At 44.2% G+C, this 18,265-nt stretch carries 8 protein-coding genes; 4 read left to right on the top strand and 4 right to left on the bottom strand.

What is annotated here, in order from left to right:
* Nucleotides 1-269: 269 nt before the first annotated feature.
* Nucleotides 270-8,198, bottom strand: coding sequence for a SpaA isopeptide-forming pilin-related protein (locus A5868_RS12495; protein ID WP_086303288.1), 7,929 nt, complete (start codon nucleotides 8,196-8,198; stop codon nucleotides 270-272).
* A gap of 448 nt (nucleotides 8,199-8,646) precedes the next feature.
* Between A5868_RS12495 and ahpC the strand changes: the two genes are divergently transcribed.
* Both ahpC and ahpF read left to right on the top strand, forming a co-directional pair.
* Nucleotides 8,647-9,210 (top strand): alkyl hydroperoxide reductase subunit C, encoded by a 564-nt coding sequence (ahpC, locus tag A5868_RS12500; RefSeq protein WP_010779737.1) that lies wholly within the window; start codon nucleotides 8,647-8,649, stop codon nucleotides 9,208-9,210.
* Nucleotides 9,211-9,298: 88 nt separating this feature from the next.
* Nucleotides 9,299-10,831, top strand: coding sequence for an alkyl hydroperoxide reductase subunit F (gene ahpF / locus A5868_RS12505; RefSeq protein ID WP_086303287.1), 1,533 nt, complete (start codon nucleotides 9,299-9,301; stop codon nucleotides 10,829-10,831).
* 80 nt (nucleotides 10,832-10,911) lie between these two features.
* Here ahpF and spx read toward each other — a convergent pair whose 3' ends face one another.
* The 3 genes from spx to A5868_RS12520 form a co-directional block, all read right to left on the bottom strand.
* Entirely contained in the window at nucleotides 10,912-11,337 is a 426-nt protein-coding gene (gene spx, locus A5868_RS12510) for a transcriptional regulator Spx (RefSeq protein ID WP_010779735.1), read from the bottom strand.
* A gap of 788 nt (nucleotides 11,338-12,125) precedes the next feature.
* Nucleotides 12,126-13,343: a 3D domain-containing protein gene (locus A5868_RS12515; RefSeq protein WP_086303286.1), complete on the bottom strand. Its 1,218-nt coding sequence runs from the start codon at nucleotides 13,341-13,343 to the stop codon at nucleotides 12,126-12,128.
* Nucleotides 13,344-13,537: 194 nt separating this feature from the next.
* Nucleotides 13,538-14,323: a putative ABC transporter permease gene (locus tag A5868_RS12520; protein WP_086303285.1), complete on the bottom strand. Its 786-nt coding sequence runs from the start codon at nucleotides 14,321-14,323 to the stop codon at nucleotides 13,538-13,540.
* Between the two features lie 341 nt (nucleotides 14,324-14,664).
* Between A5868_RS12520 and A5868_RS12525 the strand changes: the two genes are divergently transcribed.
* Both A5868_RS12525 and A5868_RS12530 read left to right on the top strand, forming a co-directional pair.
* The gene (locus A5868_RS12525) at nucleotides 14,665-16,389 is read left to right on the top strand and encodes an ABC transporter ATP-binding protein (protein ID WP_086303284.1); all 1,725 of its coding nucleotides are present in this window, start codon (nucleotides 14,665-14,667) and stop codon (nucleotides 16,387-16,389) included.
* Complete coding sequence (locus A5868_RS12530) at nucleotides 16,386-18,143, top strand: ABC transporter ATP-binding protein (RefSeq protein ID WP_086303283.1); 1,758 nt, start codon at nucleotides 16,386-16,388, stop codon at nucleotides 18,141-18,143. The genes A5868_RS12525 and A5868_RS12530 overlap by 4 nt, the downstream gene beginning before the upstream one ends.
* Nucleotides 18,144-18,265: the final 122 nt, after the last annotated feature.

Genomic DNA, 18,265 nt, shown 5'->3' on the forward strand with positions numbered 1-18,265 from the left:
CCTTAAAATAAAAAGAACATAATTTATATTAAGCGAATATCGTCTATAACACTGTTCATTTTATTTTAATTTATAATAAATGCTTTGAAATTAAAGGTTTAGCTGTAGTAAATAATCGGATCATTTAATTTCCGTCACACTTGAAATATTTTTGATGAAATTTTCGCTATTGACATAGAACGAACTTTTTTTCTTCTATATATTAGGAGCACAAAAAAACTGCAAGCAATGAATCCTGTTACGGATCTTGCTTGCAGCTACACGAATAGTTAGTTTCTTTTTCTGTAATAGCCTATCCCGATGACTGCGAGAACAAGGAGTGCACCAACGATTAGAAGGATTGGTCCTTTTGTTTCTCCAGTTTTTGGATAGTACCACCATCCCGGCGTATTGGGTTTATTTGGCTGTTTTGGATGGTTTGGTTTATTTGGCGTCCGGTCATTCTTCGCCGTTACTTCGATCTGCACTGGTTTTCCAGCGTGGGAAGCTTCGACTGTGAATGCAAGTTGTTTTTCGGACAATCGATACCCTGATGGGGCCTTGGTTTCTTTGAAGAAGTAGGTCCCTGGAGCCAAATGGGTCACTGTTAATCGGCCATCAGTTCCTGTCTTCAAGTTTTCTTGCAGAACGTTTTGATTTTCATCCAGCAGCTGGAACTCTGCATTGCTTAACTGATTGTTCTCATTAGCTGCATCGACTTTGGTCAATCTCACTCGGCCTTGATAATTTTCAAACTCGCCTAAATCACGAACAGCGGGTTTTCCATTTTGCGGATAGATCGTGAATTTGTGTGTGGTCGTATCGAGAATATAACCGTTTGGTGCTTTCGTTTCTTTCAAAACATACTCGCCGACGCTCAACCCTTTGGCATAAAACGCTCCTTTGCTGTCGCTTTTAAGGATGGTTTGTTTTGTGCCCTTTTGATCGGTCGTCTCGAGTGGTTTATCTATATTGTTCGCTTTGAACAATTGATATTCTGCTCCAGCGAGTCCTTTGCCGTCACCAACTTTTTTCCCTGTAATCACCGCATGATAATTCGCGATGTTAAGAGAAATCCCTTTTGCTTGCGAATTTTCTACCACAAAATAAATCGGCTGGCTGCTGAGAACATAATTTTCGGACGTTTGTGTTTCGATCAATTTGTAGCTGCCGTCTTCCAGTGCTAGATTGCTTAGATCAATCGTACCGTCTGTTTCTGGCTGCAACTTTTCTTTTACGAGTTTTCCAGTGGTCGTTCCATCATCGAAGTATAGAGAGAAGGCGACTTTTGTCAAATCTAGGTTTCCATCCTTCTCACCATCTGTTTTCTTCAACTCGATGTTTTTCCGTGCGTTTTGGAAATCACCTGCGTCCACAACATAAGAGCCGTCTTCGATCCGATTTTCATGATTTTGCGCATCCGTCATCGGCATCGTTTCTGGTACACGATCAGGAATCACGAAGGTCATTGGGAAGGTGTTTACCAAATACCCATTGGGTGCCTTGGTCTCCTTCACGTAATAGGTACCGGGTGCCAAGTCCTTGAAAGCAACATTTCCTTTTGAATCGGAAACGACTTTTGTAGGATTTGTATCGCTGAAATCTTCGTTTGTGTAGAGCGTGAATTCCGCTCCAGCGAGATCAACCATTTTAGAATCGTCGTTTAGATCGTTGCCGACTTTATGCACGCGGATCGTTCCACGGTAATTCGGTACGTTATCTGAGACAGCAACGATAGCTGGTTGTCCCTCGGTTTCTGTTGGGATCGTAAAGTCTAACGCTTCACTGGTCATCACGTAGTTGTCATCGGGCGCAGCTGTCTCGACAAAGCGGTAGCTGCCGGGAGCCAATCCAGTGACCTGAACAAGTCCTTTTTCATTTGACGTTGCGGTTTTTCCTTCAACGTCGCTTCCATCTGTGCGGACAACTTTGAAAGCTGCTCCTTGTAGGGCATTGCCTTCGCCATCTGTTTTCGTCAATTCCGCGGTCCCTTGATAATTGACGAAGTGATCCTTCACTGTCACGACCTCTGGCTGACCATCCGCAGTTTCTGGCACAGTCACAGGAACAAGCGTAGTATTTTTTACGTAGCCATCGGGCGCATTTATTTCTTTAAAGGTATAGTCGCCTGGTGCTAAATCATCGAAAACGACTTCCCCATTTTCGTTGGAGGTAGCTGTCCCGCCGACTGGTTGATCGTCACTGTCCAGCAATTCAAAGACTGCATTTGCCAGCGGCTGATCATTGGCATCGGTTTTGATCAATTTGACAGCGCCTTTGTAATCCTTGAAGCTGTCTGGAATCACCACTTTTTGCGGCTGCCCTTCTGCGGATTCAGGAATAGTGAAGGTGACCGTTTGATCATTTAGCAAGTAGCCATCGGGCGACTTCGTTTCCTTCATTGTATAGTCGCCAGGAGCGAGCTTATCGATCGTGACTTTCCCCTCTTGATTCGAGCTTCCTTTACTGACTTCTTTCTCACTACTATCAAAGACCGTAAATTCTGCATTCTCCAAGGGTTGCTCATTTGCGTCGACTTTTGTCAGTTCAACCGTTCCTAGATAGTTTATCAGACTTAGTTTGCCATCCGCATTCGTCGTGACCGTTTCTGGTTTGCCGGAGGCCGTAGTTGGGATCGTAAATTTGATTTTTTGCGTGTTCACGAGATACCGATTTCCATTTGAAACTTCTTGGAAATAATAATTTCCCGGAGCTAAGCCTGTGGCTGTTACATTTCCATCGGAATCTGAAGTGAGATTCTTTTCGGTCACTTTTTCTGGTGTTGCTGAATCGGTATACACGTCGAAAGCAGCATCTTCTAATTTGTTAAACGTAGTGTCCTCTTTATCCTCAGCTTCTTTGTAAAGTACCGCAGATCCTTGATAATTGACATTCGCATCGCCGGAGATCGGAATTTCCAAAACTTGCGGTTCGCCTTCTTCTTGATCCTCCACGGTGAATGGGATCTCTTTGGTGTTTAACAGGTAGCCGGAAGGTGCGGTTTTTTCAACAAACTTGTATTTCCCTGGAGACAGCTCGAAAGCATTGACGCTGCCGTCTAATTTGTCTGATGTGAAGAGACCATCTGAACCGGCACCCTTGCCCAGATCTTTGACAGGCTGCCATTCGTTCGCATCGTCTTGCTTGGATAATTGATACTTCGCATCAGCTAATGGACGTCCTGCTTCGTCTTCCTTACGAAAATGCACGCGTTCTTTATAGTTCTTGAAGGGTGTTTTCTCATCGACAACAAGTTTTTGATCACCGCCGGATTCGATGGACACGGCTGATTCACCTTGATTATTGGTGACTGGAGTCGTGAATCGAACTAGCTGATCGTTTTTCAAATAGCCGGAAGGGGCTTTCGTTTCCTTAAAGGCATAGGTGGTGCCGGGTTTTAGATTATCAAAGACCAGGTAGCCATCTGAACCCGTGGTCACTTCATCGCCAATCGCTGTTTTTCCTTCAGCATCATAAAGCTGGAACTTCGCCCCTGACAAAGGTGTCTCTTTTTGATTGGTGAGATAATCTTGGCCATCTACTTTTTTAAATCGTGCAGACCCTTGATAATCGATCAACGCGTCGCCATTATTCAATTCAACCGTTGCTGGTGCCTGATCCCCTGTCGAAACGGCATCGATAACGAATGTAAATTCCTTACTATTTAAATAGTAGTTCTCTGGCGCTTGGCTTTCTTTTACTTTGTATTTTCCTGGCGGCAGATCCGATAATTTCAGCTCTCCGTCGTTAGCCGTTACATAGCTGTCTTGATCTCCGTAGTCACTGTAATCATCTGAATTCAATTCAGCCCGCTGCACGTTAAATTTGGCATTTCCTAAAGCTTTTCCTGATTCATCGCTTTTCTTCAATAATGCGGAGCCTCGATAGTCTTTCAATTGCAAGAGTCCATCGGAAACAACCTCATCATTGACAAACACACTGCGTGTAGCATCGCTGTTTTTCTTGATCTCAAAGTCGATAGGCGTCAAATTGATCTGATACCCTGAAGGAGCCGAAGTTTCTCGAATCCGGTATTGCCCATCTCCCAATCCTGAAAGATCGAAGCCTTCCGAAGTCGGAACAAAACCTCGCAAGAACGCATAGTTCGGGTTGGTCGCCGTTCCATTGTTCTCATACAGACTGAACAATCCGCCAGACAAGGCATTTCCAGCAGCGTTTGTCTTTTTGAAGGTCACATTGACGGGCTCATTTTCAATCGTGGTCACTGGCGTGTTGCTGCTCGTATCTGCATAGACCCTCTTTCCCTCCAACAATTCTGGAGAGATTGTGTAACCGTCAGGTGCTTCGATTTCCTTCACGTAATACTCGTAGGCAGAACTGGTGGCGATCAGATTTCCGAAAGTCGTCAGTCCTTGATTATCTGTCGTAGTCTCATACAAGACGTCGGTTTTATTCGTGCTGGTGTTTTTTCGCAGCAGCTGTAAAACCGCCCCTGGAACAACACCGCCGTTGCCGTTCACCTTTTGAACGACCACTTTTCCTTTGGAACCGAAAGCCGTTCCGCTAGAATCCTGGATCGTTATTGGGAAATCCTTATGAGTATCTTTCCCAGGCAATTCCTTCCCTTCACTAGAGATCGACGCATCATTCGCGACCGTTTCAGTACGAGAAGTAAAGTTCGGCTCTGTCTCATACGCCAATATATACGGTTTTTCGATGACTCCTGTGAGGTATTGATCCTCTTGGTTCGGATCTTTTTTCTCTTGGATCTCGGACATGTCTAACACAAAGCGCTGCTGCCCGGTGGTTGGGTCCGTCGTGACTGTTACTTTGTATTGGTCACTAGGGACTAGCTGATCTTTTTGGACCGTGGTAGCATTCCCGGTTCCTGAGTATTTCCCTGTATACAGTTTGAAGCTGTCTCCTTGAATGATCTGATTGGCACTCGGATTGTCTTCGATCTTCACATTCGCTAATAGGGACTGATTGGGGTTGATAGTAACTGCCCAGTCGACTTTCCCATTTTGAGTATTGTAGTTTCCTTCTTTTAATGCCGATTGTCCGCCAAAGGCAATTGATACCGATGCCGGCAATTCTTGCTTGTTCCCTGTAATATCCACCGTTGCGACATTGTTATAGGTTGATTGATTGTACACGATTTGGTTTTTTAAAGATGTTTTGAACTGGATTTGATAAACCATCGGTACATCATCTGCGTTCCAGCCGGGAATGTAGTTGCCGTCTTTCCCTAATTGGATAGCCAACGTCCCTTGTTGATCCTCGGCAGTCGGTACTGGATTTGTGACGGTCAAATAATCCTGACCTACTTGATTTCCTTGGTACGGACTCTTTGTCGTCGGTTGGAACCTGCCGCTGGAATTGATCGTTCCTCGCGTGACCTCCAACGAATCCGGCTCATAGACTTGATTTCCTGTGATCGGGTCAGTCACCGTGAATTGCGATACCCCTAGATTATTGTAGTTCGTCACGATCGTCCATGTGATTTCCTTCGTCACCGGATCATAGCTGCCCGATTTCATCCCTTGATTCACTTCTTGCGTACTCGTTTTGAAATCAGTGGTACTGGAAGATTCATAGGGCTGTCCATTATTGACAAAATTCGCTGTCATCGTGTTTCTGTAGTCAATGCTGGTATTCTCTACTTCATCATCAAATTGATTGTAGGTAATGTAATACTCCATTTGAAATTGATGGGTCGTCTTCGCATAAGCATTTTGAAACTTCACCGTGAAATTGGTATAACCAGATTGTTTCTCATTCAGGTTCGCAGAAACGACGTAATCGGCTGTCTCAGGATCGCCGATCGTACTTACGACCTCGCCATCGGTCGCTACAAAACGAAACGCACTCGTCAGCACTCGATTGTTCGCTGACACATCGCGGATCACCACACCCGCATCTGCCTCTGAAGCGGCTTGCTTCACTTTGGTCGGGAAGCTTGCGTAGCCTTCATCGGTGTAGCTCATTTTATCGGTAAAAAGCGCATTCTCCATCTCGTATTTGTTTTTATTGATATCGATCACATAGCGCGCCGTTTTTGTTCCTACATCGATGGTCGGCTTGTTCTTTATCACTACTTGCTGCGTAGGGGTGTTGGTTACTTCTGTTGTCGGAGGAATCGTATTCGTTTTCGCTTGATTCGAAACCGTGATTTGATTATTCGATGCCCCTGAAACAATCTTATTGACCCGTGTCTTATACGAGATGTTGATTGCTTTTCCTGCTTGAACGTTATTTTTAAAGCTTACTGTAAAAGGATTCGTCGTCGTGTCGATCGTGTAGTCTTTCGGATCAAGGGGCGCTCCGTTTACAGGATTCCCTCGATTGTCGAAATTGACCGTGTACACGTCGAAGCTGTTGGGTTCAACATCCATATTGGAAGAATAGGTATCGGAAACGACCGTGTCATTTGCCAATTCCTTTTGTCCGTAGTTGTACCGAATCAGCCAACGGTATTCTTGGTTGATGCTGTCGTACCCGACTCTTACTTTTTCTAATGCTTTTTTGTAATTGAGTTGGATCGTCGCAGAAGCAGGCAGATTCGTGCTTCCACTCGTCAGTGTCACATTGTTCGTGATTGGCACAGTCCCGCCATTCGTTGGCTTGACAGCATCTTTGATCGTCGTCGAGTACACGACGCGATACGGGCGATCGATCGTGGTATTGAATTGGATCGAACCATTATCTGCAACGGTATACGTACTCGGATCAAGCGGCGTCGTTCCCGTACTTGTTACATTGCCGTTAAAATCAACCTCTAAAGGATAGATTGCTACGGCACCAAGATCGTCCTTATTAAAAGTGACTTGGTCTGGGAATTTCTCTGTTAAGAGCGGCTTCTCTAATTCTGAAAAATCCTTATTGAAATCGACATCCCAATAAACCGTATTTGGGTTGTTCGGGGTATCCGTATGCCCGGCCTTACTGATGGACGCTCCTCCAGTTGGTTTGATTTGAACAATAAATGGCGGAATATTGGTCTTACTCGGATAAATGATCGTCGCTGGACCAGGCTGCGTGATTTTTTTCGTATCAAAGCGGACATCGGCCGTGACCGAGCCTGTTTCTGGCGGCAAGAAATTTTGTCCCTCTTGCTGAGTGAAGGTGATGCGCAGCTTTTGTGTCCCTGCATCGAAAATATACCTTCCATAGACATTCCCGTCACCGTCCTTCAAATCCCCTTGAGGAGAAGGCGTCGTGATGGCCAAGCCTTCTGGAAAATCCATCTCATAATAATCGCCTGAGACCATCTCTGTTCGAACCGCGTCTGGGATAGCAAAATCCATATTAAATTGGACGGTTGAATTGATGGTTGGCGGATTTGGCTCGAAGTTCAGCTTGATGTTTTGAACAAAATTATCACCGGGTGCATAAGTAGAAAACAACTCGTCGATTGATCCTGGTGCTCTAGGCTGTGCAGGCTCAGCTGCTGGAGCGGCTCGTTTCTTTTCATTTTTAGTCGTTCCTTCTGTTTTTGAAGCTTCCGTAGATTCTTTCGTCGCATCGCTTTGGCTGTTTTTCGTTGATTCTTTTGTTGCGGTCGTTGAAGACGAAGCGGATTCTGTTGTACTCGTTTCGGTACTCTCAGAGGCAGTGGTATCTTCACTAGACGTATCTGCTTCATCCGGCAAAGCTAATTGAAAAATCTTTTGATCCCCTTGGTAGAGGTCGACCGTTTTATCTGGCCCACGCGTGATCGACCCAAGCAGAATGAGCTTGAATTTATTTTCCCCTTTGACCAGCTTATTGAAGGTCAACGTATAGCTGCTGCGGTCATTCTTAGTCTCGACGGTATAGTGGCCGATCGGTTCCTTTTGGTCATTTACGATGACCTTTTCTTCCGGCTTGCTATCTGCAAGTTTGAATGACGGGGTCATCTCAAATGTAATGGCTTGTGTAATTTCAGCAGAGCTCGTGACTTTTCCATCCAACTGCAGTTCAGTCTGATTCTTCGTTGATACCTCATCGTTGAATTTGCTTGTCTTCTCGAATGCTAGTTGGTTCGTGACCGTGTCAGAATCTTCTGTGCTTTCTGGATTTCCTGCTTTCTCTGGAATCGGTGCGGATTCCGTTGGTACGGTTTGCTGCGGATCGCTGGTTATCGACTGGACGGTCGTTCCTTCATTCACTGACGTTTTGGCAGAACTCTCCGTACTTTCGACTGCAGACGCAAGAATTGGTGACGCAACACTCCCAAATAGGCTGAGCAGCATCCAGGCGCTTACCCATCGTTTCATAGTATCCCTACTTTACAAATTTTTCTAATGAATCCTTATTCCTTTTTAATAGAATGAGAATGATAGTTATCGTATTATCCTATGTTCATTTTCTCTTTACAAATAATACAACTCAGAATGTTCAACAAAATTAATTTATTTACAAAAACAAATAAACCAAGTTTTCTTAACACGGCATTCTCATTTTTCGGTTTGCGTTCGTCCATGCTAACTTGAAAATTTTTCTCATTTGATGGAATTGCCTCTAAGAAACCGAAAAACCCATTTTCGATAGAAAAAATTTTCTTTTTGAGGCGTTCATTTCAAAAAACTGCAAAAAACCATTTACAATGGAAACAGATTCTGTTTATAATTATTTTAAATAAGAGGACGTCTTTATGAGTTTTTTCAGATTTCCTTTTATCAATTACGAGAAAATTTTCTCACTATCAAACAGGAGGGTTCATTCATGTCATTAATTGGAAAACAAGTGGAAGCATTTCAAGCACAAGCGTATCGTCAAGGGAAATTTATTGAAATTTCTGAGGAAGTATTGCAAGGCAAGTGGTCTATCGTATGTTTTTATCCAGCAGATTTCACTTTTGTGTGCCCGACGGAATTAGAAGATTTACAAGATCAATATGAAAAATTACAAGAATTAGGCGTTGAAGTTTATTCTTGTTCTACTGACACTCATTTCACTCATAAAGCATGGCACGACACATCCGATGCCATTGGCAAAATCAACTACACGATGATCGGTGACCCATCCCATCATATCTCACGCATCTTTGACGTATTAGATGAAGAAGCAGGTCTGGCACAACGCGGAACCTTCATCATCGATCCTGACGGCATCGTTCAAGCAATGGAAATCAATGCGGACGGTATTGGCCGTGACGCGAGCGGTTTGATCGACAAGATTCGTGCAGCGCAATATGTTCGTACCCATCCAGGCGAAGTGTGCCCTGCGAAATGGAAAGAAGACGGCGAAACATTGAAACCAAGTTTTGACTTAGTTGGTAAAATCTAGAAGCACCAGTTCCACATTGTATACATGCGATCGAACGTCTTTTTTCTGAGTGAAAAAGGACCTACACTTAAATGAATGAGGAGCGGCTATGTTAGATAACGAAACGAAAGAACAGCTCAAACAATATTTAGCGTTATTAGAATCAAAAATCGTTTTTTCTGCCAGTTTAGACGAATCTGAAGACTCAAAAAAAGTGGAAGATTTCTTGACTGAAGTCGCAGCGATGGACGACAAGATTTTGATTGAAACAAAAAAATTAACGCGGACACCTAGTTTTGAGATCAATCGCGTTGGTGCAGAAGCGAGCGGCATCGGCTTTGCAGGATTGCCAATGGGGCATGAATTCACGTCCTTTATCCTTGCCCTGCTGCAAGTTGGCGGACGCGCACCAAAAATTGAAGACGCAGTCAAGCAGCAGATTCAATCCATCGAAAGAGCATTGACCTTTGAAACCTACGTCAGCTTAACGTGCCACAACTGCCCAGACGTCGTGCAAGCCTTGAACATTATGGCTGTACTGAACCCCAACATCTCGCATACCATGATCGAAGGCGGGATGTATCAGGCAGAAGTGGACGAAAAAGAAGTCATGGCTGTACCGACTGTTTTCTTGAACGGTGAAGAATTCGACAGCGGTCGGATGACGATCGAACAAATTCTTGAAAAAGTCAGCGGACCAATGGGTGCGGATGAATTTGCGGATAAGGAAACCTTCGACGTGTTAGTCGTTGGTGGCGGACCGGCTGGTACCAGTTCGGCGATCTATGCAGCTCGTAAGGGGATCAAGACTGGAATGGTCGTAGAGACCTTTGGCGGACAAGTACTGGAAACGTTGGGAATCGAAAACGTGATCGGAACACCTTACGTTGAAGGCCCGCAATTGATGCGTCAAGTAGAAGAACACGTGAAGCAATACGACGTTGACATCATGAAGGGACAACGGGCGAAAGCCATTCGAAAAAATGATTTGATCGAAGTGGAATTGGAGAACGGTGCACAGCTGACCGCGAAAACGGCCATCCTTTCAACAGGTGCACGTTGGCGCGCCATCAATGTCCCCGGAGAGAAAGAGTTCAAAAACAAAGGGATCGCGTATTGTCCTCACTGTGACGGCCCTCTATTTAAGGATAAAGAAGTGGTCGTTATCGGCGGCGGAAATTCAGGGATCGAAGCGGCGATCGACTTAGCTGGGTTAGCCAGACATATTTATGTATTGGAATTCTTGCCTGAATTGAAGGCTGACCAAGTATTGCAAGAGAAGCTCTACTCATTGACCAATGTCACGGTGATCACCAATGCAGCCACAAAAGAAATCACCGGGTCTTCACACGTAGAAGCATTGACGTATACGGACCGTCTGACCAATGAAGAACATACCTTGCAAGTAGAGGGCGTCTTCATCTTGATCGGATTGATGCCGAATACTGAGTGGCTTACTGGCTCTGTCGCTTTAAGCGATCGTGGTGAGATCTTAGTCGACAAGCACGGTGCCACTAACGTAGAAGGAATCTTTGCGGCAGGCGATTGTACCGACAGCGCCTATAAGCAAATCATCATTTCTATGGGTTCAGGGGCTACTGCGGCTCTTGGTGCCTTTGATTATTTAATCCGTAACACTTAAAAAAAGAAAACTAAAAAACAATCCCCCCGTCGTTCTTCCCTAACAAAGGAACGACGGGGGGATTTATCTATGATCATGTCTTATACAAGACTTTCTTTCTGCAAATCCATATAAAGCAAAATCTTAGCCATTTTCTTTGAAGTGATTCTGCGAATGTCTCGTGGAATGAATTGATGGATTTCATCTTCATTGTATCCAACTTGAAATTTGGTTTCATCAAATAACAACGGACGTCTTAATAAGCTTGGATGTTTTTCAATAATCTCCACTACCTCACTCAACGGCAACTCATCAAAATCAAGGTCTAATTTCTCATAAACTTTGGAACGTGTCGAAATAATTTCATCTGTTCCAGTTTCGGTCAATGCTAGAATTTCTGTGATCTCCTCAGTGGTTAACGGCTCTGACATAATATTTCTTTCCTCAAAATCCAACCCATTTTCTATAAGCCATGCTTTGGCTTTTCTACATGAAGTACAGCTTGCTGAAGTATACAATTTAATCATTTTACATACACCTTTCCGCTTAATCATTTTTTTAAAGTAACACGAGTTATTCTACACAGATAACGATACAGCATTTTTTGGTGTCTGTTAACCAATTAAAATTTCAAAGTGTCAAAAAAAGACATTTAGACGTCTTCGTTTATCTCTTTTTATAACTTAAAATGATACTTAGTCTAATGAAGGGGTGTCTGCTAAACGATAATCATTCTAAGACACTAAGCAGTTTTCGTCTTTATCGTATCGATAGTTCCATAACAAGTCCCTCATTTCTCGAAAACAACTACTCAATAATTTCTTTAATCCAGTAAAAGTTGATTGTTGGAAATAAAGTCCCATTTTTTATTATTAATTGCAGAAAAACAAATAGTTAATGTATCTTCATAAATGATATTCAGGTGTAACAATTGATAATCATTCTGTTTATTCACAATAAAAACGCAAACTTCATAAAAATGATTCTCTATCATTCCTCATCATTTAGTTTAAAAAGGAGTAAAGAAAGACTATTTAAACAAATTAGTTGAAATTCACCAATTCCCTTTTTAGCGACCTTTTCGAGGGGCCGAAAATGTTCTTATTGTCTCTTCTCATACGATTCCACTAACCTACTAAAGCAGGAAGTGGCACTCGCCGCTACTTCCTTTTCGGTGGGGCATTTTCGGTGGAGCCGAAAATGTTTTATTGTCCGTTCGCATACGATTCCACTAACCTGTTAAAGCAGGAAGTGGAACTCGCAAAAGAACCGCTTGAAATCTTTTGATTTCAGGCGGTTCTTGGTTGTTGATTGATTAGCTGATGACTGTCACGGTTACTGAGCGGCGGCCCCATTGGATGCATTGTTCTACGGTCGGGAAATGGCAATCGATGATGTTCCCTTTGATTGCGCCACCTGTATCTCCAGCGATCGCAATGCCGTAGCCGGATACTTCTACCATTGAGCCTAAAGGAATGACGCTTGGATCAACGGCAACGACTTGCGGGTTTTGACGTAAGTCGATCCCCATCGCTGTGAAGAAGGTGTTGACGGATTCAGCACATGAATATCCCGTTGATTCCATTTGCATCGTGCGGCCGGATGTTGTCGGCGTACTTGGTGCGGCTGGTTTTGCGGGTTCTGGTTTTGGTTGTTCACTTGTTTGTGTCGTTGATACTTGTGCACTTGATGCAGGCGCTGAGGCTTTTGAAGCTTCCGTTGATGCTTGGGCTGCTTTTGTAGCAGCTTCTGCCTTCGCTTTTTCCTGTGCCTGAGCAGCTGCTGCTTGGGCATTTTTCGCCGCTTTTTCTGTTTCGGCGGCTTTTGCAGCGGCAACTTCTTTGGCTTCTTTTTCTGCTTTTTCTTTTTGAGCTTTTTCAGCCGCTTGACGTGCTTTTTCTACTTCTTTGTCTTGGCTGATTTTCTCTAAGCTGGTCTTATTATCGGCTAACTCTTGTTTTAAGTAGGCCATTTTATCGTCTAGCTTCGCTGTTTCCGATTCAAGACTCTGGCTGTCCTTTTTTAATTGGGCTTGTGTTTTCTCTTGTGTTGTTTTTAATTCTGACAGCGTGGCTCTGGCTTCGCCTAAACTGGCGACTTTTGTTTTTTCCGCGTTTTGGATCACGGACATCGCAAATGCACGGTTCAAGAATTCGCCAAGGTCTTTTGATTCTAGTAAGGCGCTGATTGAACGATCGGTCATTCCGCTCACTTGCGCGGCCTTCATTCGTTCAGCAATGGCTTCTTTCCGCTGCTCGATCTTTTTCTCCGTTTCAACGATCTCAGATTTTGTCTTTTCTAGTGTTGCTTCATTCTGACTGATCTTTGTACGGATATCGTTTACTTCCTGGTATTTCTCATTTACATCGCTCAGGGCGATCTGTAATTCTCCACTGATTTTGTCGCTTTGACGAGCGATCGCGGATTCTTTTTGGTCTAATTCATTCAGTGACTCTGCCTGTGCAAAGACTGGTAAAAGTACGTTAGCACCCAACAATAGCGTGGCAACGAACCCAAACGTTTTCTTTCTCACTTAAAAAGTCCACCTTTCTATTTACCCTTCGTCATTATACGAAATAATCGGCGACTTTTTATGTCAACGATATTACATTTCATTACAAAATGACCCATGTTTTAGTAACATTTAGTTTATTTTGATTAAAAAGTCAAAAAAAGTTTGGCCCCTCAAGGATCGAAAGGACAAACTTCTGTCATATTTTTGTAACATTATTTTTTCCGCAGCTCTTTAGATAACTGACGGATCTCTGTTAACGGGCTCTTTAGTTCCTTGGATTTCATATTAGGGAAGCTGTTTAAAAAGCGGCGTTCCTGAAAATTCAACTTAGGCAACTGTCTGCGCCACTCCGGCTGTTCTTTGATTTCTGACAACCACTGGCGGTTTTGCAGGCGTCCCTCTGCCGCCACCTTCAAATCTCCGATATCTGTACGGAGCTGCTCTTTTTTGTCTTGGATCGTCACACTCATCTTCGTCATCGCTTGTCGCAGTGATGCTAAGTTGGCAAGGGTGAAGCCTAAGTCAAAGCTCGTGAGCATCAACAAGAGCATCGGTAAAAACATGCCAAACCGTTGCTGCCAGCCAAATACTACCTGCATCAAATACGGATTCAGAATCCGCACGATGAAAACACAGGCCAATCCCCAAAAAATCGATACTGGAACTGCTACACGACCATTGATATTCAATGGGACTTCTTTATAATCCCACAAGGTTAAATGAAAAATTTTTTCTAAAAGGAAGCTTGTGAGGTATTCCAATGCGGTGACCAAAACCAGCGCCAAGAAAAATAGTAATACGATATTTTTCTGATAGGGTTCGATCAGGTAAAGGACCCCTACGACCCCAAAGCCATAGATGGGCGTGATCGGCCCCAGCAGGAACCCTCGATACATGAAATGTTTGGCTTTGATCGAACAGTAGATCGTCTCCCACAGCCAGCCGATAAAGGAATAACAAAAAAATAATAGCACAACGATTGTAAAAATTTGTTCCATTTTTCCCCTCCATTCTGTGAAGGCCCCCGCAAGAGCAGCCCTTCTTGTTCATATTCTGTCAGTTTATTTGCACACCGTAAAACGACAGCTTTTTTATTAAGAACTAGTTCCAATTATTCCATGGATGAAAAGAAATTGCCAGTTTCACGAGAAAGAAGCCACCGTTGTTTTCATAGTCGGTCTGTCATTATTTGAGTAGGCTCCAAGATCAACGGTCTTATTAAGGAAGAAGTCTGTTGTTTCATAGAGTATATTTGTCGGAGTTGTTTGACAAATACGTTACAATGGAAGGGATCCTATTTTCGATAATGATCTACTATATATATATTGGAGGAAGTCATATGTTTCAGCTTTTACGTTACGCCAAAGATTATCGCAAACAGATCATCCTTGGCCCATTTTTCAAATTCTTAGAAGCCGTCTTCGAACTGATCCTGCCTCTATTCATGGCTCGATTGGTAGATGAAGGGATCGCCCAGAGAGACCAGGGCAAAGTGATCGAGATGGCGGTCGCGATGTTGGGCCTCTCCATCGTCGGATTGCTCTGTGCACTGATTTGTCAATACTACGCGTCGATCGCGTCTCAAGGCTTTGGGACTGTTCTGCGGAATCGACTGATGGAAAAGATCAACAGCTTTTCCCATAATGAATTGAACCGTTTTGGTACAGACACATTGATCACTCGTATGACGAATGACATCAACCAAATGCAAGGGGCCTTAGCGATGCTGATTCGTTTGGTCGTCCGTGCACCCTTTTTAAGTATTGGGTCCGTCATCATGTCTTTTTATATTGATTGGCAGATGGGGATCATTTTCTTGATCCTATTGCCGTTGTTTTGTTTGATTCTTTTTTTGATCATTCATTACTCTGTGCCGCTGTATAAAGTCATCCAGCAGAAGCTGGATCAGCTGAACCAGCTAGTGACACAAAATTTAAGTGGTGTGCGTGTTATTCGGGCATTTGCTCGTACGAAAACAGAAACGGATCACTTTAATGAAGAAACAGAAGATATTTCGCGGCTGAATCAACGGGTCGCAAACATTTCTGCCCTTCTTTCTCCTAGCACGACCTTGATCATGAACGCCGGCGTGGTGGCTTTGCTTTATTTTGGCGGCTTCAAAGTCAATGTTGGAAACTTGGAGCAAGGGCAAGTCTTGGCACTGATCAACTATATGAACCAAATGCTTTTAGCGTTGATCGTTGTTTCTAACTTGGTGGTTTTATTCACACGTGCTGCGGCTTCAGCAGCTCGATTGAACGAAGTTTTCGCGACAGAAACGACCTTAGAGGATACCGGTACAATCGCACAGCCTGATGACAAGGCGCCATTGATCGACTTTCAAGCGGTGGATTTCCGTTATACCGAAAAGTCTGGGCTCGCGTTGCAGGACATTACCTTCACGTTGCAGGAAAATAAAATTTTGGGGATCACCGGGGCGACGGGCAGCGGGAAATCTACATTGATCAGCTTGATCCCACGCTTCTATGATGCCTCAAAGGGCACTGTTCGTTTTGCCGGCAGCGATGTAAAAGACTGGCATTTGAATAACTTACGTTCTGAAATCGCACTTGTTCCGCAAACAGCGGTCTTATTCAGCGGCACGATCCGCGAGAATCTCCACTGGGGAAAAGCCGACGCGACGGATGAGGAGTGTTGGCAGGCATTAGCCACGGCACAAGCCAGCGAATTTGTCGAGACGCTACCTAAAGGATTGGATACCCCTATCTTAGAAAATGGGAAAAACTTCTCCGGCGGTCAGCGCCAACGCTTAACGATCGCTCGCGCGCTGATCCGCAAGCCGAAATTATTGATCCTGGATGATTCTCTTTCTGCTTTGGATTACCAAACAGACTTGGATCTGCGTCAAGCGTTGAAACGTGATTTGGATTGCGGCGTGATCATTATTTCCCAACGCCTGCGTTCGATCCAAGATGCAGAAACGATCTTGTTGATGGACAATGGCAAAATCGCGGCGCAAGGACCGCACGAATCCTTATTGCGGGAATCGCAACTTTACCAAGAACTGGTACAATCCCAAGAGGAAGGAGGGGTTGCAGAATGATCAAGAAGAAGAATTTTTTCCACTCCTTAAAATTATTCGTACCTTACCTTGCAGCGTATCCAAAAGAACTGATCGCTGCGATCATCCTGGGAATCGCCAGCGGGGTCACCTCCGTCCTGATGACTTATTATATCGGGGTCGCTGTCGATCAAATGGTGGATCAAGGCGCCGTTGATTTTACTCGGCTTTTCCATATTCTGCAGTTGTTTGTCGGAATCTTTTTAGTGACGGTCGTCAGCCAGTATTTCATTCAACGTCTAGGAAATACGGTTGCCTTTGATTCTGTCGCGAAATTGCGGGAAGAAACCTTCACTCATTTGAATAAATTGCCTTTGAGTTATTATGACCAAAGCTCTCAAGGAGATATCGTCAGCCGCTTCACGAATGACATGGACAATATCTCTACAGCGATCTCGGCTGTCTTCAACCAAGTATTCTCCGGCATGACCGTCGTCTTGGTTGCGCTAGTCTTTATGTTTTATCTTAGCCCTATTTTGGCACTGGTGGTATTGGTAGCGACACCGATCATCTTCTTGATCACCTATATCGTCGCTCGGACCTCTCAGAAATATTTCACCAGCCAACAAAAACTAGTCGGATCGATTTCTGGATTTATCACAGAGATGGTGGGAAATCAGAAAATCGTGAAGGCATTCCAACGTGAAGACCAAAATCAGACGAATTTTGAAGCGTTAAATCAAGAGCTCTACGTTCGTGGACAAAAAGCACAGTTCGCTTCTTCCTTGACCAACCCTTCCTCACGCTTCGTGGATCATTTGGCGTACCTGATGGTCGGACTTGTCGGAGGATTATTGGCACTGAGAGCAGGAAGCAATGTAACGATCGGGATCATCTCCAGCTTTACGATCTACTCGAGTCAGTTTACAAAACCCTTCATTGAGCTTTCTGGGATCACGATCCAGATCCAAACGGCGATCGCTGGTTTGGACCGGTCGTTTGAATTGCTGAAGGAACCGATCGAGCAAGTGGACGATGCCGATGCACGTACACTCTCAGGCGCAAATGGCAACGTGATTTTTGATCATGTGGATTTTGCCTATCAAAAGGACCAACCGCTGATCGAAGACTTTAATCTGACGGTTGAACCGGGTGAAACCATCGCTATCGTCGGAAAGACCGGTGCCGGGAAATCGACACTCGTGAATCTTTTGATGCGTTTTTACGAAGTAGACAAAGGAAGAATCCTGATCGACGGGACAGATATTCGTCACTTTACACGGGACAGTCTGCGCCAGCAATTCGGAATGGTCTTGCAGGAAACATGGTTGATGGACAGCAGCCTGCGGGCAAACCTGCGCTATGGCCGCAAATCAGCGACGGATGAAGAAATCTATGCCGCGTTGAAGGACGCATATATGTATGACTTCGTAATGCGCCTCCCAGATAAACTGGATACTATCGTCGGCGAAGCAGGCATCAAGCTTTCAGATGGGCAACGGCAGCTATTGACGATCGCCCGAACCATGATCAGCCGTCCATCCATGCTGATCCTTGATGAAGCCACTAGTTCTGTCGATACATTAACGGAACAGAAAATTCAAAATGCCTTTCTTGCCATGATGAAAGATCATACCAGCTTCGTGATTGCTCACCGGCTGTCAACGATTCAAAACGCGGATCAGATCCTGGTCTTGGATCACGGACACATTCTTGAAGTCGGCAGCCATCAAGAACTATTGGCGAAAGACGGCTTCTATAAGAAATTGTATGAAGCGCAGTTTTCACATAGTTAAACTTTATTAAACAAATCATTTTAGATGAAAAAATTTTTTCATCAATCATACTAAGAAAAAATGTGGGATGAGCTAGGGAACTGACTCAATAATCTGAAGCAAAATGAAAAAGCGCCTCTTGT

The organism is Enterococcus sp. 12F9_DIV0723 (assembly GCF_002174375.1).
In the GTDB taxonomy this organism is placed as follows: domain Bacteria; phylum Bacillota; class Bacilli; order Lactobacillales; family Enterococcaceae; genus Enterococcus_A; species Enterococcus_A gilvus.

Bases quoted from the DNA above. Each gene is read 5' to 3' on its own strand.
- A5868_RS12530 (WP_086303283.1), top strand. From the start codon at position 16,386: ATGATCAAGAAGAAGAATTTTTTCCACTCCTTAAAATTATTCGTACCT.
- ahpF (WP_086303287.1), top strand. From the start codon at position 9,299: ATGTTAGATAACGAAACGAAAGAACAGCTCAAACAATATTTAGCGTTA.
- spx (WP_010779735.1), bottom strand. From the start codon at position 11,337: ATGATTAAATTGTATACTTCAGCAAGCTGTACTTCATGTAGAAAAGCC.
- A5868_RS12520 (WP_086303285.1), bottom strand. From the start codon at position 14,323: ATGGAACAAATTTTTACAATCGTTGTGCTATTATTTTTTTGTTATTCC.
- A5868_RS12495 (WP_086303288.1), bottom strand. From the start codon at position 8,198: ATGAAACGATGGGTAAGCGCCTGGATGCTGCTCAGCCTATTTGGGAGT.
- A5868_RS12525 (WP_086303284.1), top strand. From the start codon at position 14,665: ATGTTTCAGCTTTTACGTTACGCCAAAGATTATCGCAAACAGATCATC.
- ahpC (WP_010779737.1), top strand. From the start codon at position 8,647: ATGTCATTAATTGGAAAACAAGTGGAAGCATTTCAAGCACAAGCGTAT.